This window comes from Kitasatospora sp. NPDC043950 (assembly GCF_056435345.1).
In genome coordinates this window covers 185,838-210,828 of record NZ_JBWKER010000006.1, presented here as the reverse complement: position 1 = coordinate 210,828, position 24,991 = coordinate 185,838, and the positions used below count along the sequence as shown (strand labels likewise).

Here is a 24,991-nt window from a genome sequence, read left to right as displayed (position 1 = left end):
AACCCACCCCGGCAGGGAGCAACCCCCCCCCCCCCCCTCCCCCCCCCCCCCCCCCCCCCCCCCCCCCCCCCCCCCCCCCCCCCCCCCCCCCCCCCCCCCCCCCCCCCCGGCGTCCGTGGGGGCGTCCGCCCGGTGTGCGCGCGCCCGGCGTGCGTGCGCCCTTGTTGTGCTAGCACTTCAGCGCTAGCTTGAGATTCATGGGTAAGAAACAGCTGAACGTCCGGGTGGACGCCACGACCGCGGAGATGGCCCGGGAACGGGCGGAGCAGCAGGGGATCAGCATGAACCAGTACATCGAGCGCCTGGTCCAGCAGGACATGGGCGAGGCGGGGCGGGCCTTCGTCGACGCCGCCGCCCAGTTCATGAAGGAGTACGAGACGGCCTTCCTGGCCGAGTTCGCGGAGCCGGGCGACCTGAAGGACGTGCGCCGTTGAAGCTGGAGGTCGACCTCTCGTGGCTGCTCATGACCGCCGAGCAGTACACGCCCGGTGACCCGCAGGTCACCGACTACGGGTCGTTGCTCGCGGCCGTCGCCCGGCACCAGGCCGAGATCTTCGACATCGACGTCTACCCCGAACCGCAGGACCGCGCCGCCGCCCTGATGCACCAGCTGATCCGGGTGCCGGCCCTGGAGAAGACCAACGAGCTCTACGCCACCGCCGTCGCCTACGCCTACCTCGTCGCCAGCGGCTGCACCGTCGCCACCACCGCCCGCGAGGTGCGCAGCCTCGCCCGGGCCATCCGGGAGGGGCGGCTCGGCGTGTCCGGGGTCGCCGAACGGCTGGCGGGGTGGGTCGTCGACGAGGCCGAGGGGGAGGGCGTCAGCGGGGCGGAGGACGAGGACGACGACTGACCGGGCGGGCCCATGCCCGGTCGCGTCGTCCTCGTCATCCGTTCAGCAGGGCTCTGGGCGGTGCGCCCGGCGGGTCAGTCGCCGGGCCGCTCCGGGGCCGGCTCGGCGATCAGGGCCGTCGCGAACGGACGGAAGCCCGCCCGGCGGTAGATCCGGGCGACCTCCTCGTCGGCGGCGGACAGGAACACCGTCCGCACGCCGTTCGCCCGCGCGTGCGCGACCAGGGCCGCGGTGACCGCCAGGCCCAGCCCGCGCCGCCGCGCGGCCGGCAGCGTCCCGACCCCGGCCACCTCGGTGACCGCGCCCACCGGATTGTGCTGGCCCGCGCACAGCGCGGAACCGTCCTCCAGCGCGGCGGCCAGCACGGTGGCGCCGTCGGTGATCCGCCGTGCGATCCGCTCCACCGCGCCCTCCGCCACCAACCGCCCTGCGGCCTCGGCCAGTTCGGCCGCACCCACGGCGCCCACGCCGGTGCCGGGCTCGGCGAACGCCAGGTGCGGAACGGCGACCGCCGACGCCAGCTCCGGCGCGTCCGCGCCCAGCACCTCCACCCGCACCTCCTCCGGCAGCTCGGGCGCCGGGGCCGGCTCGTCCTGCGGGCCCAGCACCAGCAGCGGGTGCTCGTGCACCGCGAGCCCGGCCGCCTCCACCGCGGCCCGCAGCTCCGGACTCCGCTCGGCCACCCACTCGAAGGCCTCCGGCTCGCCCAGCTCCCGCTGGCGGGCCAGCACCCGCAGGACGTCCTCGGCGGTGGTGGCGGGGCCGTCGTGGTCGAGCGTGGGGCGGGCGTAGTAGGGCCAGCCCGCGCTCTCGCGGACGAACAGGGTCAGCGGGCCGAAGTCCTCGGCCCGTGCGGCGCTGCGCGGCACCGCGTCGTAGTAGCGCTCGATCGCGTCGAGGAGGGAAGGGTCGGGAGCATGATCAACAGAAGTCACGGCGTGCATCCAAGCAGGGGCGCCGGCGGCCCGCCACCGCTTTGTTCCCGGGCTTCGCGCCGGGGGCGCCAGGGGCGGTGACGGGCGGCGCGGCGCGGGCGCGGGCGCCTGATTGTTGCTGAACGCTTACCGGCTCGCAGTGATCTTGTGCGTATACCGCGTGGCATGCTGATGCCTTGACAGCTCTGCCGAAGGGGGACGGCGGACGTCCGCACTCGGCTCGGCAAGGGGGGAAGACAGGCCCATGAGGCTCTGCTTTCTGGTGGAGGAGCACTACCGGCACGACGGCATGCCGCTCGACGTGGCACGCCAGCTCACCGCGTGGGGGCACCGGGTGGACGTGCTGCGCCCCGGGGACTCGCTGATGGCGATCTCCGAGGCGATCCGGGCCGGCAGCCACGACGCCTGGGTGCTCAAGACCGTCTCCGGCGGGCCCGGACTCACCCTGCTGGACGCCGCCGCCGCCGTCGGCCTCACCACCGTCAACGACGTCCGCTCCATCCGCGGCGTCCGCGACAAGGCGCTCGCCTCCGTCATCGCCAGCACCCGCGGCCTGCCCGTCCCCGTCACCTACGCCACCGCCCGCTGGGAACGGCTCGCCGAGATCCCGGCCGCCGAGTACCCGCTCGTCGTCAAGCCCGCCGACGGCAGCTCCGGACGCGCCGTCCGGCTCGTGCCCAGCCCCGACCACCTCCTCGACCTCGGCGCCGAACTCGCCGACGAGGGGCTGTTGATCGCCCAGCCCTACGTGCCCAACTCCGGCACCGACCTCAAGGTGTACTGCGTCGACGGCGAGCTCTTCGCGACGGAACGTTCCTCCCCGCTCCACCCCGGGCAGGGCGTGCGCGAACGGCAGGTCCCGTTGCCCGGGGAGGTCGCGCGGATCGCGGCGCAGGTCGGTGAGGTGTTCGGGCTCGACCTGTACGGCGTCGACGTGCTGCTCGGGCCGGACGGGCCGGTGGTCGTCGACATCAACGACTTCCCGAGCTTCCGCCAGGTGCCGGACGCGGTCGCCAGGGTCGCCCGGGCGGTGCTGCGGCTCGCGCGCAGCGGGACGGCCGTGTCGGCGCCCGCGCCCGCACTGGTGTCGGCGGGTGGTGGCGCGGGGTACGGGCAACTGGGCTTCGGTCGTGGAGAGTTCGGCGGAGCCGGCTTGGGTGGGGCCGGCCTTGACGGGGCCGGCCTGGGCGGGGCGATATGAGGATCGGCCTGATCACCGCCGACCCCGGACACCCGGTGCTCGCGGCGACCGCCGCCCTGCTGGCGGACCGGCACGAGGTGACGATCGTCGACCCTGCCGGCCCGGCGGGACCGGCGCTCGCCGACGTCTATCTGCTCAAGGCCCACACCCGTCGATCCCTTTCACTCGCACGAGAGTTGGAGCGGGGCGGGGCGCCTGTCATCAACTCGGCCGCGGCCACCGAACTCTGTCAGGACCGGGTGCGGATGGCCGAACTCGCGCGCGCGGCCGACCTGCCCTTCGCGGCCACCCGCGACGCTGGGCGGATCGCCGAACTCGCCGATCCCGACTACCCGTTCGTCGTCAAGAGCCGGCACAGTCGGCGCCACGACCTGGTCGCCCGGGTCGACGGCCCGGCCCGGTTGCGCGAACTCGTCGCGCGTTGGCCCGACGAGCCCGTCGTCACCCAGTCGTTCGTCCCGGGGACCGGCTGGGACCAGAAGCTGTGGGTGATCGACCGGCAGGTGTTCGCCGCTCGGCGGCGGTCCGAACTCGCCGACGGCCAGGGGGAATCGGGGCAGGGGCAGGACTGGGAGCCGCCTGCCGAACGGGCTGCGCTGGCTCTGCGCGTCGGCGAGGTGTTCGGGCTCGACGTCTACGGCGTCGACCTGCTCGACGGGCCCGCCGAACCCGTCATCGTCGACGTCAACGCCTTCCCCGGCATCCGTGGACGGCTGGGCGCGCCGGAGGCGCTCGCCGCCCTCGCCCTGCGCGTCGCGGCGGAGCGCGGGCGCGGGCACGTCGCGCAGGGGCGGGGCCGGTAGGCCGGGCGGCGGGGCCGTCGGACCCGGGGCGGGTTCGGCGGGCCGTCGGGGGCGAGCGGGGTCGTTAGGCTGGTTACTCAGGGCCACCGGGCACCCGGGCCGAACGGCGAGAGAAGACGGAACGTTGCTGCAGGACATCGAGCGCTACCTGGCCTGCCCCCACTGCGCGCAGGCCCTCACCCGGCACGAGCGCGCCCTGCGCTGCCCCGCCGGCCACAGCTTCGACCTCGCCAAGCAGGGCTACGTCAGCCTCCTCGCCGGCGACGCCCACACCGGCACCGGCGACACCGCCGAGATGGTCGCCGCCCGTGCCGACTTCCTCGCCGCCGGCCACTACCGGCCCATCGCCGACGCCCTCGCCGAGGCCGCCGCGGACGCCGACCCCGAAGGCCTCGTCGCCGACCTCGGCGCCGGCACCGGCCACTACCTGGCCCATGTCCTCGACGCCCTGCCCGGCCGCGCCGGGGCCGCCCTCGACATCTCCAAGTTCGCGCTGCGCCGCGCCGCCAAGGCCCACCCCCGGATCGGTGCCGTGGTCTGCGACGCCTGGCGGCCGCTGCCGCTGCGCGACGCCTCCGCCGGGCTGATGCTCAACGTCTTCGCCCCGCGCAACGGGCCCGAGATCCGCCGCGTGCTGCGCCCCGGCGCCACCCTGCTGCTGGTCTCGCCCACCGCCCGCCACCTGCGTGAACTCGTCGGCGCACTGGGCCTGTTGTCGGTCGACGAGGAGAAGCAGCGGCGGATCGACGAGAAGCTCGGACCCTACCTGACCTCCGCCGGCCGGCGGCAGGTCGAGTTCACCCTGCGGCTCGGCCCGGACGACGTGCGCACCGTCGTCGGCATGGGCCCCAGTGCCTGGCACACCGACCCGGACCGCCTGGCCGCCGCGCTCGCGGACCTGCCGGACCCGGTCGAGGTGACCGCCTCCGTGATGGTGGCCGCCTACCGGCGCTGAACGTCGGGCGCGCGCGGGGTGTGGCCGCCACGTTGGGATGAATCTGCTGAGCAGGCACGTTTCTGCCGACCGGCCTGCGGCTAACGTCCGATGGGTGAACCGCGACGCCACCCGGCCCGCCGCGCCGGCCCACCCCCGACCGAGCGCCCCGGGGCCCGATCGGCCATCCGTAACACGTCCCACCGTCGAGGAGCTCCGGCTCACCTCGTTCAAGTCCTACCGGCGCGCGGTCCTGCCGCTCGCGCCCCTCACCGTCCTGCACGGGCCCGCCGGCGTCGGCAAGTCCAACGCCCTCGACGCACTGGCCGTGCTCTCCCGGCTGGCCCTCGGAGAGGAGATCGCCGACTCCTTCGACGGGCTGCCCGACCGCACCGGCCCCCTGGCCAAACCCGTCCGCGGCGGCCTGACCGGGTGCGTCCCGCACGGGCGCGACGCCGTCATCCTCGGCTGCACCGTCCGCTCCCCGCACGGCCGCATCCGGCTCGACGTCGTCGTCCGCACCGACGGCCCGGTGCGGATCGCCCGCGAATCGCTCACCCTGGACGGCCGCACCCTCGTCGACACCGGCGAACAGGACGTCCGCAAGCGGCGCGTCAACGTCTGCTGGCACAACGACACCCGCCAGGGAGACATCCGGGCGCCCTTCCCCAGCGGCACCATGATCACCGCGCAACTGCCGCTCCGGGTGGCCGGCTCCTCCCGGGGCGAACGGCAGGTCCTCGCCGCCACCGAGGACCTGCTCACCGCCCTGCGCGAGGTCTTCCCCGTCCACCCCGTCCCCGCCCTCATGCGCGGCTGGGCCCGACCCGACCCGCAGGCCCGGCTGCGCAGCAACGCCGCCAACATCTCCGCCGTCCTCGCCCGGCTCGGCAACGAGTGCCCGCGCCGCTACGGGCAGCTCCTGCGCGCCGTCCAGTCCGCCGCCCCGCACCCGCTGCTCGGACTCTCCCTCGCCCACCGCGGCAGCGGGCCCGACCAGCGCGTCCTCGCGGTCTTCGACGAAGGCGTCCTCGGACGCACCGGGGCCGACCAGGCCTCCGACGGCATGCTGCGCCACCTCGCGTTCGCCGCGGTGCTGCTCACCGGGGCCGGGGTGCTCGACCTCGACGTGGCCGCCGAGGTGCCGTGGGCGCACCGGCAGCTCACCGTGCTCGCCGAGGACCTCGGCGCCGGGCTCGCCACCGAACAGACCGCCTCACTGCTACGGCTGGCCCGGGACATGTCCGGGCGCAACCAGCTGCGCGTCCTCGCCGCGCTTCAGGAGCCCGCCGCGGCGCGGGAGGCGCTCGGCGTGGCCGAACCGCGGTCGGGCGCGGCCGTGCTGGTCGAGTGCCGGCGCGACCCGGACTCGGGGCACACCGTGCTGCGGCCCGAGACGACCAGGGTGCCGGCCCAGTGCGGGCGCGGGGACGGAGCCGACCCGGGGGCGGACGAGGTGGACGGGTGAGGTAGACCTGGACGGGTGAACGAACGAGTGACGAGGCCGGGGGAACCGGCCGGGCCCACCGGGCCGACCTTGGAGGCCCTGCGGCAGCGGCTGGCGGACTTCGCGGCGGCCCGGCGCTGGGAGCCCTTCCACACGCCGAAGAACCTGGCGGCCGCGCTGAGCGTGGAGGCCGGCGAACTGCTGGAGATCTTCCAGTGGTCGACGCCCGAGCAGGCAGCCGCGGTGATGTCCGATCCGGAGCGGGCCCACCGGGTGCGGGACGAGGTCGCGGACGTCCTCGCGTACCTGGTGCAGTTCTGCACGGTGGTCGGGGTGGATCCGCTGGAGGCCCTCGCGGCCAAGATCGAGCGGAACGAGCTCCGCTTCCCGGTGCCGGACGGACCGGCGGACGCCGACCAGGGCGGGGCGGGTGTCAACCCGGACGTGGACGAATAATCCTTGTGAGGGACGGGAGTTATCCACAGCCCCGGACTTGTCCACAGCTTTCCCGATGACGGATGCGGCCTCGCCGACTTCGCCGCACGCTTTCGCCGTGACCACCTGACCGCCCCACCGGCGGCGGTGGTCCCACGGCGACAGCGAGCGAAAGGAGTGGCGGCCATGGAGGCGCTGCGACTGATCAAGAGGGCCCGGCACGCCCTGGCCGAGGCCAGACACGTACCGGATGTGCTGGCCGAGGCGCGGCAGGCCGCGCTGCTCACCGAGGCGGTGGGGGCCAGGCTGGCGGAGCTGGACGACGACGAGCTCGCCGGGCTGGGGCAGCAACTGGCCGAGGCCGCGGCGCACGCGGCGGTCTGCCTGGAACGCTCGGTCGTCAGGGCCGCCGTGCTGAGCGGCGGCCGGGCCGGGCGGCTCACCGAACTCGGCGAGCTGGCACCGGCCTTGGGCGCGCTGGACGGGCTGCTGCGGGACGTCGGGGAGACGCTGGTGGTGCTGGCCTGCGGGGCCGACACCGAGAGCCTCTACTGGACGTGCATCGACGGTGTGGACGCGGTGTCGGAGTGCAAGGACCTGGCCGGGCGGCTGCGGAAGGTGGCGGGCAGGTTGGAGGGAGAGGAAGGCGCGGTGCTCGGCGGGGCGCCGGCCGAGCGGGGCTCGCCCTTACTCGTGGTCCGGCTCGACCCGCCGGACGAGGGCGGGCCGACGGGGGAGGAGCAGGCGCCGGACTATCGGGTGCCTGGCGTGGCCGGAGCGTCGGAGGAGGAGGTGTCCGTACCGGTGGGATAGGCGGCCGGGCCGTCCTCCCGGATGCCGGGGGACTGTAACTCGGCGAGATCCGCGGACACCGAGGCGAGCAGTTCGTGCAACTGTTCCAGCAGGCTCTTCTGCGCGGCGGGCCCGGACGAGGTGCCGGCGGCCGAGCCCGCCGGGCTGCTCGGGAGCTGCGGCGTGGCAGTTGGTTCGGTCATGACGGGACCTCTTCGGATCGGTAGTGCGGCGTGAAGCGGCCGACGGTGGCTCGGCCCGCGCAGCGGGGGTGCCTGATGCCTGGCCACCGAGGCACACGCCCCCGCCGCAGCAACCAACGAACCGCTCCGGCGGCCGGTCACCGCGCGCCACCCGATGTGGTCCAACTCCGTTACGCCGTAAGCCTCCCGGGTGATCCCGGCTTGCCGCCGCGAAGCGGCCTGGGCTAGGCGCGCGACGAGACACTCCCGGCTTGCTCGGCGCCGAGCAAGCCGGGAGCCCGAGCAAGCCGGGAGCCCGAGCAAGCCGGGTGCCCGAGCAAGCCGGGACAGGGCCAAGGCTTCGGGCGAGGGGAAGGAGGGGAGGGAGGGGGAGGGGGGAGGGGGCCCGCACGCCCGCCGAAAGCCGCAGAACGCACTCGGGGTCCGGAGCCCGAGTCGGCTCCGAACCCCGATGGTGTGGTCCCGCAGGTCAGTTGTGGGCGTGCAGGTCGGCGTTGAGGCCGCCCCAGGAGCCGGAGCGGGCGATGACCTCGACGGCGCCGGTCTGCGAGTTGCGGCGGAACAGCAGGTTGTCCTGGCCGGACAGCTCGATGGCCTTGGCCACGGTGCCGTCCGGGGTGGTGACCCGGGTGCCGGCGGTGACGTAGAGGCCGGCCTCGATGACGCAGTCGCTGCCGAGCGAGATGCCGATGCCGGCGTTGGCGCCGAGCAGGCAGCGCTCGCCGACCGAGACGACCTGCTTGCCGCCGCCGGAGAGGGTGCCCATGATCGAGGCGCCGCCGCCGATGTCGCTGTGGTCGCCGACGACGACGCCCGCGCTGATCCGGCCCTCGACCATGGAGGTGCCGAGGGTGCCGGCGTTGAAGTTGACGAAGCCCTCGTGCATCACGGTGGTGCCGGCGGCCAGGTGGGCGCCGAGGCGGACGCGGTCGGCGTGGGCGATGCGCACACCGGACGGGGCGACGTAGTCGGTCATCCGCGGGAACTTGTCGATGCCGTACACGGCGAGCTGGCCGCCCTGGGCGCGGACCGCGAGGCGGGCCTGCTCGACCGCGTCCACCGGGACGGGGCCGATGCTGGTCCACGCGACATTGGCGAGCAGCCCGAAGACGCCGTCCAGGTTCTGGCCGTGCGGCTTGACCAGGCGGTGGCTGAGCAGGTGCAGGCGCAGGTACACGTCGTGGGTGTCGAGCGGCTTCTCGTCGAGCGAGGCGATGGTGGTGCGCACGGCGACCACCTCGACGCCGCGGCGCGGGTCGGCGCGCAGCGCCTCGGCGGCGCCGGCGCCGAGTTGGGCCTCGGCCTGCTCGGCGGTCAGGCGGACGGTGCCGGCCGGGCCGGGCTCGGCGGCCAGGGCGGGGGCGGGGAACCAGGTGTCGAGGACGGTGCCGTCGGCGGCGATGGTGGCCAGGCCGGCGGCCACGGCCCCGTTCGGGAGGGAGGTCGATTCAGCAGTCACACCGTGCACGTTAACCAATGCGGGGCCCTGCTGCCGAACACGCCCGTCGTACGGACGCGGCCGTCGGTCGGCACGCCCCCGCCGTGCGTACACGGCCACCGACGGGCTGCGGCGGACGGCCGCCGAGCCGGAAAACCCGGTGTTCAGCGGAGGTTTGCTCGGCGATACTCGGGCGGGTGTTCATGTCGATCTCCACCACCGGCAGCGTCGAGGGCCCGGCCACCGATCTCGGCTTCCTGCTGCACAAGCACCCGGGCAAGGTCCAGCGGTTCGCGACGTCGCACGGCGAGGCGCACGTCTTCTACCCCGAGGCGGGCGACGACGTCTGCACGGCGGCGCTGCTGCTGGACGTCGACCCGATCGCGCTGGTCCGCAAGGGCCGGGGCAAGGGGCGCGGCGGTTCGCCGGACTTCGCGCTCGCCCAGTACGTCAACGACCGCCCGTACGCGGCGTCCTCGCTGCTCGCGGTGGCGCTGCGGACGGTGTTCCGGTCCGCGATGAAGGGCGCCTGCCCGGCCCGGCCCGGGCTGGCGGACCGGCCGCGCCCGCTGCGGATCACGCTGCCCGCGGTGCCCGCGAACGGCGCGGGCGAGGGCGGTGGCCCGGCGATGGCGGTCCGGCTGTTCGAGCCGCTGGGCTGGCGGGTCGAGGCGGTGGCGCTTCCGCTGGACGAGGCGTTCCCGGAGTGGGGCGAGTCCCGGTACGTGCGGCTCACGCTGGTCTCGGACGCTGTGCGGCTCGCCGACGCGCTCCAGCAGCTGTACGTGCTGCTGCCGGTGCTGGACGGCGCCAAGCACTACTGGGTCGCCCCGGACGAGGTGGACAAGCTGCTCGCCGCCGGCGAGGGCTGGCTGGCCGCCCACCCGGAGCGCGACCTGATCACCCGCCGCTACCTGTCCCGGAGCCGGGCGCTGACCCGGGTGGCGATGGAGCGTCTGGAGCTGGCCCGGCTGGCGGAGGCGGACGACCGGGAGCCCGAGGAGGTCGACAACGCGGTCGACGAGCGGCCGGAGGAGCCGGAGGAGGCCGCCGGGGCGACATCGGAGCCCAGGCCGCCGTCCCTCGCCGGGCAGCGCCGCGCCGCGATCCTCGCCGCCCTGCGGGAGGTGGGCGCGGCCCGCGTCGCCGATCTCGGCTGCGGCCGGGGCGAGTTGATCGGCGAACTGCTGAAGGACGCCCGGTTCACCGAGGTGCTCGGCGTGGACGTGTCGGCGCGGGCCTTGCAGGCGGCGGCCCGCGGACTGCGCCTGGACCGGATGCCGGAGCGGCAGGCGGCCCGGGTGACGCTGGCGCAGGGCGCGCTGACGTACACGGACGCCCGGTTGAAGGGCTTCGACGCGGCGGTGCTGTGCGAGGTGGTCGAGCACCTGGACCTGCCCAGGCTGCCCGCCCTGGAGTACGCGGTGTTCGGCGCGGCCCGGCCGGGGGCGGTGGTCGTCACCACGCCGAACGCCGAGTACAACGTCCGCTGGGAGAGCCTGCCGGCGGGCGCTGTCCGGCACGCCGACCACCGCTTCGAGTGGTCGCGCGCCGAGTTCCGCGCGTGGGCCGAGCGGGTCGCGGCGGTGTTCGGTTACACGGTGGTGCTGCGCCCGGTGGGGCCGGAGGACGGGGAGGTCGGCGCGCCGACCCAGCTGGCCCTGTTCCGCCTCGGCACCAGCCCGACCGAGCAGACCCCGACCGAGCAGACCCCGACCGGCGCCACCCGGACCGACCCGGCCGCGACCGAGCACACCCCGACCGACCCGGCGCCCGAAGGAGGCGAATCCCGATGACCGACGAAGCGACCCCGACGCCCGAGCAGCACCAGCACCAGGAGCACGACCAGGGTCAGCCCCAGGACCACCCCGCCCCCCGCCGTCTCCCCGTCACCGACGTCTCCCTCGTCGTCCTGATCGGCACCAGCGGCGCCGGCAAGTCGACCTTCGCCCGCCGCCACTTCCTGCCCACCCAGGTCGTCTCCTCCGACTTCTGCCGCGGCCTGGTCGCCGACGACGAGAACGACCAGTCGGCCTCCGCCGAGGCCTTCGACGTCCTGCACTACATCGTCGGCAAGCGTCTCGCGGCCGGCCGGCTGACCGTCGTGGACGCCACCAACGTCCAGCCCGAGGCACGCCGCCAGCTGGTGCGGATCGCCCGCGAGCACGACGTGCTGCCGATCGCGATCGTGCTGGACGTCCCGCCGGGCGTGTGCGCCGAGCGCAACCGCTCCCGCCCGGACCGCCGGCTGCCGGCCCACGTCGTCCCGCGCCAGCACCGCGAGCTGCGCCGTTCCCTGCGCGGCCTGGAGCGCGAGGGCTTCCGCAAGGTGCACGTGCTGCGCGGCGCGGCCGAGGTGGCGGCGGCCGAGGTGGAGCTGGAGAAGCGCTACAACGACCTGCGTCACCTGACCGGCCCGTTCGACATCGTCGGTGACATCCACGGCTGCCGCTCCGAGCTGGAGACCCTGCTGATCCGCCTCGGCTACACGCTGACCCGGGACGCCGGGGGCCGGCCGGTGGACGCGGTGCCGCCGGCGGGCCGTACCGCCGTGTTCGTCGGGGACCTGGTCGACCGCGGCCCGGACACACCGGGCGTGCTGCGCCTGGTGATGGGCATGGTCGCGGCCGGGCACGCGCTGTGCGTGCCGGGCAACCACGAGAACAAGCTGGGCCGGGCGCTGGACGGCAAGAAGGTCAACGTCGCCTACGGTCTGCAGGAGTCGCTGGATCAGCTGGCCGGCGAGTCCGAGGAGTTCCGGGCCGAGGCGCGGGAGTTCATGCGCGGCCTGGTGAGCCACTACCTGCTGGACGGCGGCGCGCTGGTGGTCTGCCACGCCGGTCTGCCGGAGCGGTACCACGGCCGCAACTCGGGCCGGGTGCGCTCGCACGCGCTGTACGGGGAGACCACCGGCGAGACCGACGAGTACGGCCTGCCGGTGCGCTACCCGTGGGCGGAGGAGTACCGGGGCAAGGCGCTGGTGGTGTACGGCCACACACCGGTGCCGTCGGCGAGCTTCGTCAACAACACCGTCTGCCTGGACACCGGTTGCGTGTTCGGCGGCACCCTGACGGCGCTGCGCTACCCGGAGCGGGAGCTGGTGAGCGTGCCGGCCGAGCGGGAGTGGTACGCGCCGGTGCGTCCGCTGTCCACGGACGCGCCGGGCGCCCGCGAGGGCCGTCCGCTGGATCTCGCCGACGTGGCGGGCCGCCGGATCGTCGAGACCGGGCTGCATGGGCGGGTCGCCGTCCGGGAGGAGAACGCGGCGGCGGCGCTGGAGGTGATGAGCCGCTTCGCGCTGGACCCGCGGCTGCTGGCGTACCTGCCGCCGACGATGGCGCCGAGCGCCGCCTCCCGCCGGGACGGCTTCCTGGAGCACCCGCAGGAGGCGTTCGCCGCCTACCGCGCGGACGGCGTGCGGCACCTGGTGTGCGAGGAGAAGCACATGGGGTCCCGCGCGGTGGTGCTGGTCGCCCGGGACGACGCGGCGCTGGAGCAGCGCTTCGGCGTGGCCGGTCCGGGCGCGATCTGGACCAGGACGGGCCGGGCGTTCCTCGCCGACGACGGCCTGACCGCGGCCGTGCTGGGCCGGGTGCGGGTGGCCGCCGAGCGCTCGGGGCTGTTCGACGAGCTGGGCACCGGCTGGCTGCTGCTGGATGCCGAGCTGATGCCCTGGTCGCTGAAGGCCGTGGAACTGCTGCGCCGCCAGTACGCGGCGGTCGGCGCGGCGGCGGGCGCCGCCCTGCCGGAGGCGCTGGCGGCCCTGGAGCGGGCGGCCGGTCGCGGGCTGGACCTGGCGGAGCTGACCGCCAAGCAGCGGCGGCGCGCGGCCGACGCGCAGGCGTTCACCGAGGCGTACCGGCGGTACTGCTGGCCGACCGAGGGGCTGTCGGGCGTGCGGCTGGCGCCGTTCCAGGTGCTGGCCGCCGAGGGGGCGAACCTCGCCGTACGCCCGCACGACGAGCACCTGGCCTGGATCGACCGCCTGGTCGCGGCCGACGAAGCGGCGGCCGAAGCGCGGGCCGAAGCCGCGCTCGCAGCGGCGTCCGTGACGGCGTCCGAGGCGGCGTCCGAAACGGACGGCGACCGGGCACCGGTCCTGCACCGCACCGGCCGTCTCCTGGTGGACACCGAGGACGAGGCCTCGGTGGCGGCCGCCACGGCCTGGTGGGAGGAGCTGACGGCGGCGGGCGGCGAGGGCATGGTGGTCAAACCGCTGGCCTCGGTGGTGCGCACGAAGCGGGGCGGGGGCCGTCCGGGCGGGCTGGTGCAGCCGGGGGTGAAGGTGCGCGGCCGGGAGTACCTGCGGATCGTCTACGGCCCGGACTACACCGAGTACCTGGACCGGCTGCGAGAGCGGTCGCTGGGCCACAAGCGCTCGCTGGCGCTGCGCGAGTACGCGCTGGGCCTGGAGGCGCTGGACCGGCTGGCGGCCGGCGAGCCGCTGTGGCGGGTGCACGAGCCGGTGTTCGCGGTGCTCGCGCTGGAGTCCGAGCCGGTCGATCCGCGCCTGTAGGCCGACCGGGCGCAGAGGGGGTCCGCGCCCGTAGGCCGACGGCGTCCAGGAGGTCCGCGCCTGTAGGCCGACCGGGCGTTGAGGGTGCCCGCGGCTGTAGGCCGACCGGGCGTTGAGGGGGAGTCCGCGGCGGGGCTCCCCCTCTCCCACCCCCGCCGTGTATAGAAATTCCGAGCATCGTATAGACTTGCTACTTTCCCGTACGTCCCGTCATCCCAGGAGCCCGGTATGGCCTTCAACCTCCGGAACAGGCACTTCCTCAAGGAGCTCGACTTCACGCCCCAGGAGTTCCGCTTCCTGGTGGACCTCGCCGCCGGGCTCAAGGCGGCCAAGTATGCGGGCACCGAGCAGCCCCGGCTGCGCGGGAAGAACATCGCGCTGATCTTCGAGAAGACCTCCACCCGTACTCGCTGCGCCTTCGAGGTCGCCGCCCACGACCAGGGCGCCACCACCACCTACCTGGACTCGTCCGGTTCGCAGATCGGCCACAAGGAGTCCATCCGGGACACCGCCCGGGTGCTCGGCCGGATGTTCGACGGCATCGAGTACCGCGGCCACGGCCAGGAGATCGTCGAGGAGCTGGCCGCGAATGCCGGCGTCCCGGTCTGGAACGGTCTCACCGACGAGTGGCACCCCACCCAGATGCTGGCCGACGTGCTCACCATGACCGAGCACGGCACCAAGCCGCTGACCGGGACCGCCCTCGCCTACCTCGGCGACGCCCGCTCCAACATGGGCAACTCGCTGCTGGTCACCGGCGCCCTGCTCGGCATGGACGTCCGGATCGTCGCCCCGCGCTCCCTCTGGCCGGCCGAGGATGTCCGGAAGGCGGCCGAGACGCTGGCCGAGGCGACCGGCGCCCGGATCACCCTCACCGAGGACGTGGCCGAGGGCGTGGCCGACGTGGACTTCCTCTACACCGACGTCTGGGTCTCGATGGGCGAGCCCAAGGCGGTCTGGGCCGAGCGGATCGAGTTGCTCAAGCCCTACCAGGTGTCGATGGACACCGTCCGGGCCACCGGCAACCCGGCCGTGAAGTTCCTGCACTGCCTGCCCGCGTTCCACGACCTCGGCACGGTGGTCGGGCGGCAGATGTACGAGGCGACCGGCATGACCGAGCTGGAGTGCACCGACGAGTTGTTCGAGTCGGCGCACTCCGTCGTGTTCGACCAGGCCGAGAACCGCCTGCACACCATCAAGGCGGTCCTGGTCGCCACTCTCGGCTCCTGAAGCAGGAGCTCACTTCTCCAGCTTGACGCAGGCCGCCCGGTCGCCCGCCGCGTGCGGGCCGGCCGGGGTGCCCGCGTGCATCACCAGCGAGCGCGCCTCGCCGGGCCGGGGCTGCCAGGGCACCGAGGCCGTCGCGGTGCCCTCGCCGTGCTCGTCGGTGCGCAGCGCCAGCCGCAGTTCGTTGCGCCCGTTGGCGTACGCGGGGTCGGTGGACGGCTGCACCGGGTCCACGGCGTCCTGGTAGTGCGGTCCGGACGAGGCCGGGTCGGCCCCGCAGGAGCCGGTGTGCAGGTGCACCGGGAACTCGTGGTCGGGGGCGAGCCCGGTGACGGTCATGGTGAGCACCGTCCGCCCCGCGGTGGAGCGGTCGGTGACGATCCGGGTGTGCGCGCCGTACGGCACGAGGTCGTCCGCGTAGCTGACGGCGGTCGGCGGGACGAAGGCCGTCGCGGGGTCGAAGGCGGCCTCGACGACGGAGACGGGCGAGGCGATGGGGGCCCGCGGGGTGACGGGGGCCGGCGGGGCGGCGGCGGGGGCGAGCAGGGCCAGCGGCAGCAGCGCGGCGGCGAGCGGAGTGGACATCAACGGGCCTTCCACGGGCGGGGTGACGGACACCGTGCTCAACGGCGCCGGGCGCCGGCGGACACCCTCGAACGGGCTCGGAGGCGAGCGGGCCGCGCGGGCGCGCCCCCGCTCGTCCCGTCGCCGACCGGCGGTTCCGGTGGTGAGCTGGTGTGAGTCGGTGCTGAGTCGACACTGAGCCGGTGCCGAGCCGGTGGTGGGCCGGCAGCGGTGCGGTTGTCGGCCTCTGTCGCCGGAATGGCCGCTGACCTGCGCTTCTATCGACCCAGGCATGCCTGCGGTGGTGAAGGCGACGGCATGCACTATGGTTTATCTCGACATCGAGATAACTGCCCCATAGGATATATCTCGACATCAAGATACTTGCCGAGCGGAGCTCGCCGGCGATGCGGGCAAGGTAAGCCTAAGTAAGGCTGACCTTACCACCGTGGCGGCCGGATACCGCACGAAGCACCCAGAAGGAGTCAGTCGTGTCCGCGAACAGCTTCGACGCCCGCAGCTCGCTGCAGGTGGGCGACGAGTCGTACGAGATCTTCAAGCTCTCCGCCGTCGAGGGTTCCGAGCGGCTGCCGTACAGCCTCAAGGTGCTGCTGGAGAACCTGCTCCGCACGGAGGACGGCGCGAACATCACCGCCGACCACATCCGCGCGCTCGGCAACTGGGACGCCAGCGCCCAGCCGAGCCAGGAGATCCAGTTCACGCCGGCCCGCGTGATCATGCAGGACTTCACCGGCGTGCCGTGCGTGGTCGACCTCGCCACCATGCGTGAGGCCGTCAAGGAGCTGGGCGGCGACCCGGCCAAGATCAACCCGCTGGCCCCGGCCGAGCTGGTCATCGACCACTCCGTCATCGCCGACAAGTTCGGCACCCCGGACGCCTTCGTCCAGAACGTCGAGATCGAGTACGGCCGCAACAAGGAGCGCTACCAGTTCCTGCGCTGGGGCCAGACCGCCTTCGACGAGTTCAAGGTCGTCCCGCCCGGCACCGGCATCGTCCACCAGGTGAACATCGAGCACCTGGCCCGCACCATCATGGTCCGCGGCGGCCAGGCCTACCCGGACACCTGCGTCGGCACCGACTCGCACACCACCATGGTCAACGGCCTGGGCGTGCTGGGCTGGGGCGTCGGCGGCATCGAGGCCGAGGCCGCCATGCTGGGCCAGCCGGTCTCCATGCTGATCCCGCGCGTGGTCGGCTTCAAGCTCAACGGCCAGCTGCCGGCCGGCACCACCGCCACCGACCTGGTGCTCACCATCACCGAGATGCTGCGCAAGCACGGTGTGGTCGGCAAGTTCGTCGAGTTCTACGGCGAGGGCGTCTCCGCGATCCCGCTGGCCAACCGCGCCACCATCGGCAACATGTCGCCGGAGTTCGGCTCGACCTGCGCGATCTTCCCGATCGACGCCGAGACCATCAACTACCTCAAGCTCACCGGCCGCGACGAGCAGCAGCTCGCCCTGGTCGAGGCGTACGCCAAGGAGCAGGGCCTCTGGCACGACCCGTCGGTCGAGCCGGTCTTCTCCGAGTACCTGGAGCTGGACGTCTCCACCGTCGTCCCGTCGATCTCCGGCCCGAAGCGTCCGCAGGACCGCGTCGTCCTGGCCGAGGCCGCCACCCGGTTCGCCGAGGCGCTGCCGACCTACTCCGCCGAGGCCTCGAAGCCGACCCTCGTCACCGCCCCCGACGGGTCGAAGTACGAGATCGACAACGGCGCGGTCGTGATCGCCTCGATCACCTCCTGCACCAACACCTCCAACCCCTCCGTCATGCTGGGCGCCGCCCTGCTGGCGAAGAAGGCCGTGGAGAAGGGCCTCACGGTCAAGCCGTGGGTCAAGACCACCCTGGCCCCCGGGTCCAAGGTCGTCATGGACTACTACGAGAAGGCCGGCCTGCTCCCGTACATGGAGAAGCTGGGCTTCAACCTGGTCGGCTACGGCTGCGTCACCTGCATCGGCAACTCGGGCCCGCTGCCCGAGGAGGTCTCGGCCGCCGTCAACGAGGCCGACCTGGCGGTCGTCTCGGTGCTCTCCGGCAACCGCAACTTCGAGGGCCGGATCAACCCGGACGTGAAGATGAACTACCTGGCCTCCCCGCCGCTGGTGGTCGCCTACGCCCTGGCCGGCAACATGAACATCGACATCACCCGCGACGCCCTGGGCCAGGACGCCGACGGCAACGACGTCTTCCTCGCCGACATCTGGCCGTCGGAGCGGGAGGTGGCGGACACCGTCGCCGGCTCCATCGACGAGGCGATGTTCGACAAGGGCTACCAGGACGTCTTCGCCGGTGACCACCGCTGGCAGTCGCTCCCGGTCCCGACCGGCAACACCTTCGAGTGGGACGCCGAGTCCACCTACGTGCGCAAGCCCCCGTACTTCGAGGGCATGGCCAAGACCCCGAGCCCGGTGACCGACATCGCCGGCGCCCGCGTCCTGGCCAAGCTGGGCGACTCGGTCACCACCGACCACATCTCCCCGGCCGGCAACATCAAGCCGGGCACCCCGGCGGCGCAGTACCTGACCGCCAACGGTGTCGAGAAGCGCGACTTCAACTCCTACGGCTCGCGCCGCGGCAACCACGAGGTGATGATCCGCGGCACCTTCGCCAACATCCGTCTGCGCAACCAGATCGCGCCGGGCACCGAGGGCGGCTACACCCGCGACTTCACCCAGGCCGACGGCCCGGTGTCGTTCATCTACGACGCCTCGCAGAACTACCAGGCCGCCGGCACCCCGCTGGTCGTCCTGGCCGGCAAGGAGTACGGTTCCGGCTCGTCCCGTGACTGGGCCGCCAAGGGCACCGCGCTGCTGGGCGTCAAGGCCGTCATCGCCGAGTCGTACGAGCGCATCCACCGCTCGAACCTGATCGGCATGGGCGTCCTGCCGCTGCAGTTCCCGGAGGGCCAGACCGCCGAGTCCCTCGGTCTGACCGGCGAGGAGACCTTCTCCTTCACCGGCGTGACCGAGCTCAACGAGGGCCGCACCCCGAAGACCGTCAAGGTCAAGGCCGGTGACAAGGAGTTCGACGCGGTCGTCCGCATCGACACCCCCGGTGAGGCGGACTACTACCGCAACGGCGGCATCCTGCAGTACGTGCTGCGCTCGCTCATCGGCTGAACCGAGTTCTAGTTCCGGGGGCTGAGCGCCCCGGTGGCTGAGAGGCCGGACCGCATCGCGCGGTCCGGCCTCTTTTGCATGCTGCCTCTCCTGAGCCCTGCCCCTTGTGCGGTGTGCCGCGATGGACTAAACCTCTATCCCATCTGGTCCAGACCAATTGACGCTCATTCAGAGAACAGGTCCGGTATGCCCACTCGCGCCTCAGCCCTGCTCGCCGCCGCCACCGTCGCCGCGCTGCTCGCCGCCCCCGCCACCGCCAACGCCGCCGACGGCGGGCACGGCCCGAAGCTGAAGGGCCAGCGGGTCGGCTACTTCACCCAGTGGGGCGCCGACAGCTCCGCCAAGCGCGTCCAGGACTCCGGCCAGGCCGGGAAGCTCACCGTCGTCAACTACGCCTTCGGCAACGTCTCCGCCGACGGCACCTGCTTCGAGAGCAACGACGCCGGCCAGGGCGACGCCCACAACGACTACCAGCGCGCCTTCTCCGCCGCCGACTCGGTCGACGGCGTGGCCGACGCCCCGGGCCAGAAGCTGAAGGGCCACTTCAACCAGCTGCGCAAGCTCAAGGCGAAGAACCCGCAGCTGCGCACGGTCATCTCGCTCGGCGGCTGGAGCTGGTCCAAGTACTTCTCCGACGCGGCCGCCACCGACGCCGCGCGCAAGAAGTTCGTCTCCTCCTGCATCGACCTCTACCTCAAGGGCGACGTGCCGGTCCTGCCCGGCTCCCCGGAGGGCGGCGCCGGCGCGGCCGCGGGCGTCTTCGACGGCATCGACATCGACTGGGAGTACCCGGGCGGCGGCGGGGACCCGGGCAACGTGGTCCGCCCCGAGGACGGGCGCAACTTCACCCTGCTGATGCAGGAGTTCCGCCGCCAGCTCGACGACTTCGGCAAGAAGGGCGGCAAGGATGGCGGCAAGAAGGGCGACAAGGGCAGGCACTACCTGCTGACCGCCGCCGTCGCCGCCAACGAGACCGTCGCCGACCGGCTCGAACTGCCCGAGCTGAGCGAGTCGGTGGACTGGCTCAACCTGATGACCTACGACCTGCACGGCCCCTGGGAGGGCAAGGGCCCGGCCAACCACCAGGCCAACCTCTACTCCGACCCGGCCGACCCCGACGCCCGCCGGCGCAGCGCCGACACGGCCGTCGACCACTACCAGGAGCGCGGCCTGCCCGCCGAGCAGATCGTGCTCGGTGCCCCGCTGTACGGCCACGGCTGGACGGGCGTCGCGCCCGGCAAGCGCGGCGGCCTCTACCAGAGCGCCACCGCCGCCGCCCCCGACCTCTCCTACCGGGAGGTCAACGCGCTGCCCGGCAAGGTGTACGTGGACCGCGACCACGGCGCGTCCTGGAAGTACGACGGCACCACCTTCTACAGCTACGACACCGCCGAGGTGCTCACCCAGAAGGCGCGGTACGCGCGCTGGAACGACCTGGGCGGCGTGATGGTCTGGTCGCTGGACGGCGACGACGCCCAGGGCAGCGCGATCGCCGCCCTGGACCGCGGCCTGCGCCGCGACTGACGCCCCGACGTGAAGGGGCCCGCCGTGTCCGCACGGCGGGCCCCTTCACGCCTGGGTCAGGCCCGGTCGCAGGCCTGCGCCCGCAGCGCGCGGGCCAGGTCGTCGCGGCACTCCAGGACCAGGCGGCGCAGCGCCGGCGCGGCCTGCGGGTGGCCGTCCAACCAGGCGTCGGCCTCGGCCAGGGTCTGCTCGCTGGTCTGCGCGCGCGGGAAGAACCCGCTGACGATCCGCATCGCGATCTCGATGGTCCGCTCGGCCCAGACCCGTTCCAGCAGCTTGAAGTAGGGCGCCGCGTAGAGCGCGGTCAGGTCGCGGTGGGCGGGCAGCGCGAAGCCCGCGATCTCGGCCTCGACCAGGGCGTTCGGCAGTTCGTCGGAGTCGACCACGGCCGACCAGGCGGCGGCCTTGGCCTCCGCGGTGGGCCGGGCGGCCAGGCACTGGGTGTACTGGCGCTTGCCGCTGGCGGTGTTGTCGGCGGCCAGCTCTCCGGCCAGTTCCTCGTCGCCGGCCTGGCCGGCGGCGGCCAGTGCCAGCCACAGCGACCATCGCAGCTCCTGGTCGACCTCCAGGCCGTCGATCCGGGCGCTGCCGGCCAGCAGGCCGCGGACCAGGCCGAGGTGCTCGGCGCCGCCCGCGGTCTGGGCGAGGAAGCGGGCCCAGGCCAGCTGGTGGTCGCTGCCGGGGACGGCCTCGCGCAGTTCGCGCAGGGCGCCGTCGGCCAGCTGCCGGCCGCCCTCGCCGCGCCAGGCCGGGTCGGCGTACAGGTCGACGGCGGTCTTGGCCTGGGCGTGCAGCGACTGCAGCACGCCGATGTTGCCCTCCTGGCCGGCGAAGCGCAGCACCAGGGCGACGTAGTCGCGGGCCGGCATCAGGCCGTCCCGGGTGAGGTTCCAGACGGCGGACCAGGCGAGTGCCCGGGCCAGCTCGTCGTGGATGTCGCCGAGGCCGGTGCGCAGGGTCTCCAGGGACTCGGAGTCGAAGCGGATCTTGCAGTAGGTGAGGTCGTCGTCGTTGAGCAGCACCAGCGCGGGGCGGGGGCGGCCGGCGGCCTCGGCGACGACGGTGCGGTTGCCGGTGACGTCGAGCTCGAACCGCTCGGTGCGCACCAGGGAGCCGTCGGCGTCCCGGTCGTAGAGGCCGATCGCGATCCGGTGCGGGCGCAGCACCGCCCCGTCCTGGAGGACGGCGAGTTCGGTGATCCGGCCCTCGGCGTCGGTGGTCACCTGCGGGGTGAGCGAGTCGACCCCGGCGGTCTGCAGCCAGGCGGCGGCCCAGGCCTTGAGGTCGCGGCCGCTGGTCTCCTCCAGGACGCCCAGCAGGTCGCCGAGTTCGGTGTTGCCGAAGGCGTGGCGCTTGAAGTAGCGGCGGGCGCCCTCGAAGAAGGCCTCGGAGCCGACGTACGCGACCAGCTGCTTGAGGACGGCGGCGCCCTTGGCGTAGGTGATGCCGTCGAAGTTGAGCTTGGCGTCCTCGAGGTCGCGGATGTCGGCGGTGATCGGGTGGGTGGTGGGGAGCTGGTCCTGCCGGTAGGCCCAGGCCTTGCGCTGGTTGGCGAAGGTGACCCAGGCGGAGGAGTACCGGGTGCGGGCGCCGATCAGGCCGTAGGAGCCCATGAAGTCGGCGAAGGACTCCTTCAGCCACAGGTCGTCCCACCAGCGCATGGTGACCAGGTCGCCGAACCACATGTGCGCCATCTCGTGCAGGATGACGTTGGCGCGGCCCTCGTAGGCGGCGTCGGTGACCTTCGAGCGGAAGACGAACTCCTCGCGGAAGGTGACGCAGCCGGGGTTCTCCATGGCGCCGATGTTGTACTCGGGGACGAACGCCTGGTCGTACTTGCCGAAGGGGTACGGGTAGTCGAACTCCTCGTGGAAGAAGTCGAGTCCGAGCTTGGTGACGCCGAGGATCTCGTCCGCGTCGAAGTACTGGGCGAGGGACTTGCGGCACATCGCGGAGAGCGGGATCTCCAGGGTGGTGCCGTCGGCGAGTTCGCGGCTGTAGTGGTCGCGGGCGACGTGGTAGGGGCCGGCCACGACGGCGGTGAGGTAGCTGGAGATCGGCTGGGTCGGCGCGAACTCCCAGGTGCGGGCGGCGCCTTCCTCGGTGACCTTGTCGTGGACGGCGTTGGACCAGACGTCCCAGGCGGCGGGGGCGGTGACGGTGAAGCCGAACGGGGCCTTCAGGTCGGGCTGTTCGAAGGTCGCGAAGACCCGGCGGGCGTCGGCCGGCTCGTAGTGGGTGTAGAGGTACGTCTCGCCGTCCACCGGGTCGGTGAAGCGGTGCAGGCCCTCGCCGGTGCGGCTGTAGGCGCAGTCCGCCTCGACGGTGAGGACGTTCTCGGCGGCGAGGCCGTCGACGTGCACCCGGGCGCCGTCGTAGGCGGTGGCCGGGTCGATCGCGCGGCCGTTGAGGGTGACGGCGTGGACGGCGGGGGCGAGCAGGTCGAGGAAGGTGTCGGCGCCGGGCCGGGAGCAGCGGAACGTGACGGTGGTGGTGGAGCGGAAGGTGGCGGCCTCCGGATCGGGGGCGGAGGTCACGTCCAGCCGGACCTGGTAGCCCTCCACGGCCAGGATGCTGGCCCGCTGCTGCGCTTCGTCGCGGCTCAGGTTCTTGCCCGGCACGGCGGTACTCCTTTGTCCGGCTCGCACGGTGGTGCGTCTGTGGGTGGTGCGGTCTCGGCGCGCGGTGTGCCGCGCCCCGCAGGGGCATCCTTTCACGCCCTCCCTCGCCGGTACCATTGCACAGGCCGTCCCGGCGGGGCCGGAATCAGCGGCGGCGGGCGGGTGTTGACGCGTGGGGGTGGCACGCCTGCCTGCCTCGTCATCACCTCACGAAGGACGACAGCCGTGACGACTGCCGCTGAGCGCAAGACCGCCGACTTCTGGTTCGACCCGGCCTGCCCGTGGGCGTGGATGACGTCCCGCTGGCTGATCGAGGTGCAGCAGTTGCGTCCGGTGGACGTGAACTGGCACGTGATGAGCCTGTCGGTGCTGAACGAGGACCGCGACCTCCCGGAGAACTACCGCGAGCTGCTGGACAACGCCTGGGGCGCGGTGCGGGTGTGCATCGCGGCCGCCCGGGAGCACGGCGACGAGGTGCTGGGCCGGCTTTACACCGAGCTGGGCCTGCGCTTCCACAACCAGGGCCTGCCGCAGAACCGGGAGACGGTCGAGGCGGCGCTGGTGGCCGCCGGGCTTCCCGTGGAGCTGGCGGACGCGGCCGGCACGGACGCGTACGACGAGGCCCTGCGCGCCTCGCACAAGGAGGGCATCACCCTGGTCGGCGAGGACGTCGGCACCCCGGTGATCGCGGTGGAGGGCGTGGACGGCGAGCGGGTCGCCTTCTTCGGCCCGGTGGTCACCCCGGCCCCGAAGGGCGAGGCCGCGGCCCGGCTCTGGGACGGCACCCTGCTGGTGGCCTCCACCCCGGGCTTCTACGAGATCAAGCGGACCCGTACGGCGGGCCCGTCCTTCGAGTAGCGCGGGGCGCGCGAAGGGCCCGGTACCGCAGCAGGCGGTACCGGGCCCTCGTGCGTGCCGGGGTCAGCGGGCGGCGGCCGCGTCCCGCCGCTGCTTGACCAGGCCGGCGGCGCTCAGCAGCGCGACCAGTACCCCGGCCGCGTACAGCTGCTGCCGGTTGCCCTCGGTGGTGGTCATCAGGGCGAGGATGCCGGTGACGGCGGCCATCGCGATCCAGGTCAGGTACGGGTAGCCCCACATCTTCACGGTGAGCAGTTCGGGCGCCTCGCGCTCCAGCCGGCGGCGCATCCGCAGCTGGACCAGGCAGATGAACAGCCAGACGACCAGGATGGCCACGCCGGTGGTGTTCATCAGCCAGGTGAAGACGGTCTCCGGCCAGAACTTGGCGGCCAGCACGGCGCCGAAGCCGAACAGGCAGGAGGCCAGCACGGCCCGGCGCGGCACCCCGCCGGAGATCTTGGCCAGCGCCCGGGGGCCCTGGCCGCGGCCGACCAGCGAGTACGCCATCCGGGAGGCGCCGTAGATGTTGGCGTTCATCGCGGAGAGCAGCGCGATCAGCACCACCACCTCCATGATCGTCCCGGCGCCGGTCACCCCGAGGTGCCGCAGCACGGTGACGTACGGGCCGTCGGTGACCACCGCCGGGTCCTTCCAGGAGACCAGGGTGACGACCAGGGCCATCGAGCCGATGTAGAAGATCGCGATCCGCCACACCGCCGTGCGCACCGCGTTGGCGACGTTCTTGCGGGGGTCGTCGGACTCGGCGGCGGCGATGGTGACGGTCTCCAGCCCGCCGTAGGCGAAGACCGAGGCGAGCAGGCCGACGATCAGCCCGCTGACCCCGGTGGGCAGGAAGCCGCCCTGGCCGGTCAGGTTGGTCGCGCCGGGGGCGCCGGGGCCGATCACCCCGGCGATGCCGAGCCCGCCGAGGACCAGGAAGGCGACGATCGCGGCGACCTTGATGGTGGCGAACCAGAACTCGAACTCGCCGAAGTTCTTCACCGCGGTCAGGTTGCTGGCGCAGAAGAAGACCATGAACAGGCCGACCCAGACCCAGGAGGAGACGCCCGGCACCCAGCCGTTGACGATCTTCCCGGCGGCGGTGGCCTCGGCGGCGACGCCGCAGCACAGCATCACCCAGTACATCCAGCCGGCCGTGATCCCGGCCCAGGGGCCGATCTCCTTCTCGGCGTGCACCGAGAACGACCCGGAGGCGGGGCGGGCGGCCGACATCTCGCCGAGCATCCGCATGATCAGCATGACCAGCAGGCCGGAGAGGGTGAACGCCAGGATGATCGCCGGACCGGCGGCGGCGATACCGGCGCCGGAGCCGACGAACAGGCCCGCGCCGATCACCCCGCCCAGCGCGATCATCGACAGGTGGCGCTGCTTGAGGCCGTGCGCGAGCTGCTGGCCGGTGGCCGGGGCACCGTCGGCGTCGGTGGTCCCGGACGCCTTGGGCGCGGAGGTGGGGGCCATAGGGCTGGATCCAGACTGTGCGGA

20 protein-coding genes are annotated in these 24,991 nt (G+C 73.3%); 14 read left to right on the top strand and 6 right to left on the bottom strand.

All coding sequences use genetic code 11. The features are described from left to right. Positions 1-197: 197 nt before the first annotated feature. A complete protein-coding gene (locus AC07BF_RS06670; protein WP_063347592.1) occupies positions 198-434 on the top strand; it encodes a toxin-antitoxin system HicB family antitoxin in 237 nt (78 codons plus the stop codon). Next, the gene (locus tag AC07BF_RS06665; protein ID WP_350886206.1) at positions 431-853 is read left to right on the top strand and encodes a fic family toxin-antitoxin system, toxin component; all 423 of its coding nucleotides are present in this window, start codon (positions 431-433) and stop codon (positions 851-853) included. The genes AC07BF_RS06670 and AC07BF_RS06665 overlap by 4 nt, the downstream gene beginning before the upstream one ends. 74 nt (positions 854-927) lie before the next feature. On the opposite strand, the gene AC07BF_RS06660 is transcribed toward AC07BF_RS06665, so the two are convergent. Further along, positions 928-1,797, bottom strand: a complete 870-nt coding sequence (locus tag AC07BF_RS06660; protein ID WP_400805315.1) for a GNAT family N-acetyltransferase — start codon at positions 1,795-1,797, stop codon at positions 928-930. Between the two features lie 235 nt (positions 1,798-2,032). On the opposite strand from AC07BF_RS06660, the gene AC07BF_RS06655 reads away from it, so the two are divergent. The 6 genes from AC07BF_RS06655 to AC07BF_RS06630 all read left to right on the top strand — a co-directional run bounded on the left by AC07BF_RS06655 (position 2,033) and on the right by AC07BF_RS06630 (position 7,421). After that, on the top strand, positions 2,033-2,989 hold the full coding sequence (locus AC07BF_RS06655) for an ATP-grasp domain-containing protein (RefSeq protein WP_363629165.1): 957 nt from the start codon (positions 2,033-2,035) through the stop codon (positions 2,987-2,989). Further along, a complete protein-coding gene (locus AC07BF_RS06650) occupies positions 2,986-3,792 on the top strand; it encodes an ATP-grasp domain-containing protein (RefSeq protein WP_478316502.1) in 807 nt (268 codons plus the stop codon). Before AC07BF_RS06655 ends, AC07BF_RS06650 begins: the two co-directional genes overlap by 4 nt. A gap of 124 nt (positions 3,793-3,916) precedes the next feature. Continuing rightward, on the top strand, positions 3,917-4,747 hold the full coding sequence (locus AC07BF_RS06645; protein ID WP_400985132.1) for a putative RNA methyltransferase: 831 nt from the start codon (positions 3,917-3,919) through the stop codon (positions 4,745-4,747). Between the two features lie 94 nt (positions 4,748-4,841). Then, positions 4,842-6,194, top strand: coding sequence for an AAA family ATPase (locus tag AC07BF_RS06640; protein WP_363629171.1), 1,353 nt, complete (start codon positions 4,842-4,844; stop codon positions 6,192-6,194). A gap of 15 nt (positions 6,195-6,209) precedes the next feature. Next, positions 6,210-6,629, top strand: a complete 420-nt coding sequence (locus AC07BF_RS06635) for a nucleotide pyrophosphohydrolase (protein WP_400332227.1) — start codon at positions 6,210-6,212, stop codon at positions 6,627-6,629. Positions 6,630-6,794: 165 nt separating this feature from the next. Beyond that, positions 6,795-7,421, top strand: coding sequence for a DUF6099 family protein (locus AC07BF_RS06630; RefSeq protein WP_363588343.1), 627 nt, complete (start codon positions 6,795-6,797; stop codon positions 7,419-7,421). On the opposite strand, the gene AC07BF_RS06625 is transcribed toward AC07BF_RS06630, so the two are convergent. Continuing rightward, the gene (locus AC07BF_RS06625; RefSeq protein WP_363588341.1) at positions 7,361-7,603 is read right to left on the bottom strand and encodes a hypothetical protein; all 243 of its coding nucleotides are present in this window, start codon (positions 7,601-7,603) and stop codon (positions 7,361-7,363) included. The genes AC07BF_RS06630 and AC07BF_RS06625 overlap by 61 nt on opposite strands. Before the next feature lie 469 nt (positions 7,604-8,072). Beyond that, a complete protein-coding gene (gene dapD / locus AC07BF_RS06620; RefSeq protein WP_478316499.1) occupies positions 8,073-9,062 on the bottom strand; it encodes a 2,3,4,5-tetrahydropyridine-2,6-dicarboxylate N-succinyltransferase in 990 nt (329 codons plus the stop codon). A gap of 176 nt (positions 9,063-9,238) precedes the next feature. Between dapD and AC07BF_RS06615 the strand changes: the two genes are divergently transcribed. The 3 genes from AC07BF_RS06615 to argF all read left to right on the top strand — a co-directional run bounded on the left by AC07BF_RS06615 (position 9,239) and on the right by argF (position 14,787). Next, positions 9,239-10,837, top strand: a complete 1,599-nt coding sequence (locus AC07BF_RS06615) for a 3' terminal RNA ribose 2'-O-methyltransferase Hen1 (protein ID WP_478333038.1) — start codon at positions 9,239-9,241, stop codon at positions 10,835-10,837. Continuing rightward, a complete protein-coding gene (locus AC07BF_RS06610) occupies positions 10,834-13,557 on the top strand; it encodes a polynucleotide kinase-phosphatase (protein ID WP_400805321.1) in 2,724 nt (907 codons plus the stop codon). Before AC07BF_RS06615 ends, AC07BF_RS06610 begins: the two co-directional genes overlap by 4 nt. 228 nt (positions 13,558-13,785) lie before the next feature. Further along, the gene (gene argF / locus AC07BF_RS06605) at positions 13,786-14,787 is read left to right on the top strand and encodes an ornithine carbamoyltransferase (RefSeq protein WP_363588333.1); all 1,002 of its coding nucleotides are present in this window, start codon (positions 13,786-13,788) and stop codon (positions 14,785-14,787) included. A 9-nt stretch (positions 14,788-14,796) separates the two neighbouring features. On the opposite strand, the gene AC07BF_RS06600 is transcribed toward argF, so the two are convergent. Next, positions 14,797-15,369, bottom strand: a complete 573-nt coding sequence (locus AC07BF_RS06600; protein ID WP_363588331.1) for a superoxide dismutase family protein — start codon at positions 15,367-15,369, stop codon at positions 14,797-14,799. Positions 15,370-15,839: 470 nt separating this feature from the next. Between AC07BF_RS06600 and acnA the strand changes: the two genes are divergently transcribed. Together acnA and AC07BF_RS06590 are read left to right on the top strand one after the other, a co-directional pair. Beyond that, positions 15,840-18,485: an aconitate hydratase AcnA gene (gene acnA, locus AC07BF_RS06595; protein WP_363588329.1), complete on the top strand. Its 2,646-nt coding sequence runs from the start codon at positions 15,840-15,842 to the stop codon at positions 18,483-18,485. A gap of 186 nt (positions 18,486-18,671) precedes the next feature. Beyond that, complete coding sequence (locus AC07BF_RS06590; protein ID WP_400805327.1) at positions 18,672-20,009, top strand: glycoside hydrolase family 18 protein; 1,338 nt, start codon at positions 18,672-18,674, stop codon at positions 20,007-20,009. A 56-nt stretch (positions 20,010-20,065) separates the two neighbouring features. On the opposite strand, the gene pepN is transcribed toward AC07BF_RS06590, so the two are convergent. Further along, positions 20,066-22,630 (bottom strand): aminopeptidase N, encoded by a 2,565-nt coding sequence (pepN, locus tag AC07BF_RS06585; protein ID WP_363586435.1) that lies wholly within the window; start codon positions 22,628-22,630, stop codon positions 20,066-20,068. 225 nt (positions 22,631-22,855) lie between these two features. Between pepN and AC07BF_RS06580 the strand changes: the two genes are divergently transcribed. Then, the gene (locus AC07BF_RS06580; protein WP_400805330.1) at positions 22,856-23,488 is read left to right on the top strand and encodes a mycothiol-dependent nitroreductase Rv2466c family protein; all 633 of its coding nucleotides are present in this window, start codon (positions 22,856-22,858) and stop codon (positions 23,486-23,488) included. 63 nt (positions 23,489-23,551) lie between these two features. Here AC07BF_RS06580 and AC07BF_RS06575 read toward each other — a convergent pair whose 3' ends face one another. After that, entirely contained in the window at positions 23,552-24,967 is a 1,416-nt protein-coding gene (locus tag AC07BF_RS06575) for an amino acid permease (RefSeq protein ID WP_400805332.1), read from the bottom strand. Positions 24,968-24,991: the final 24 nt, after the last annotated feature.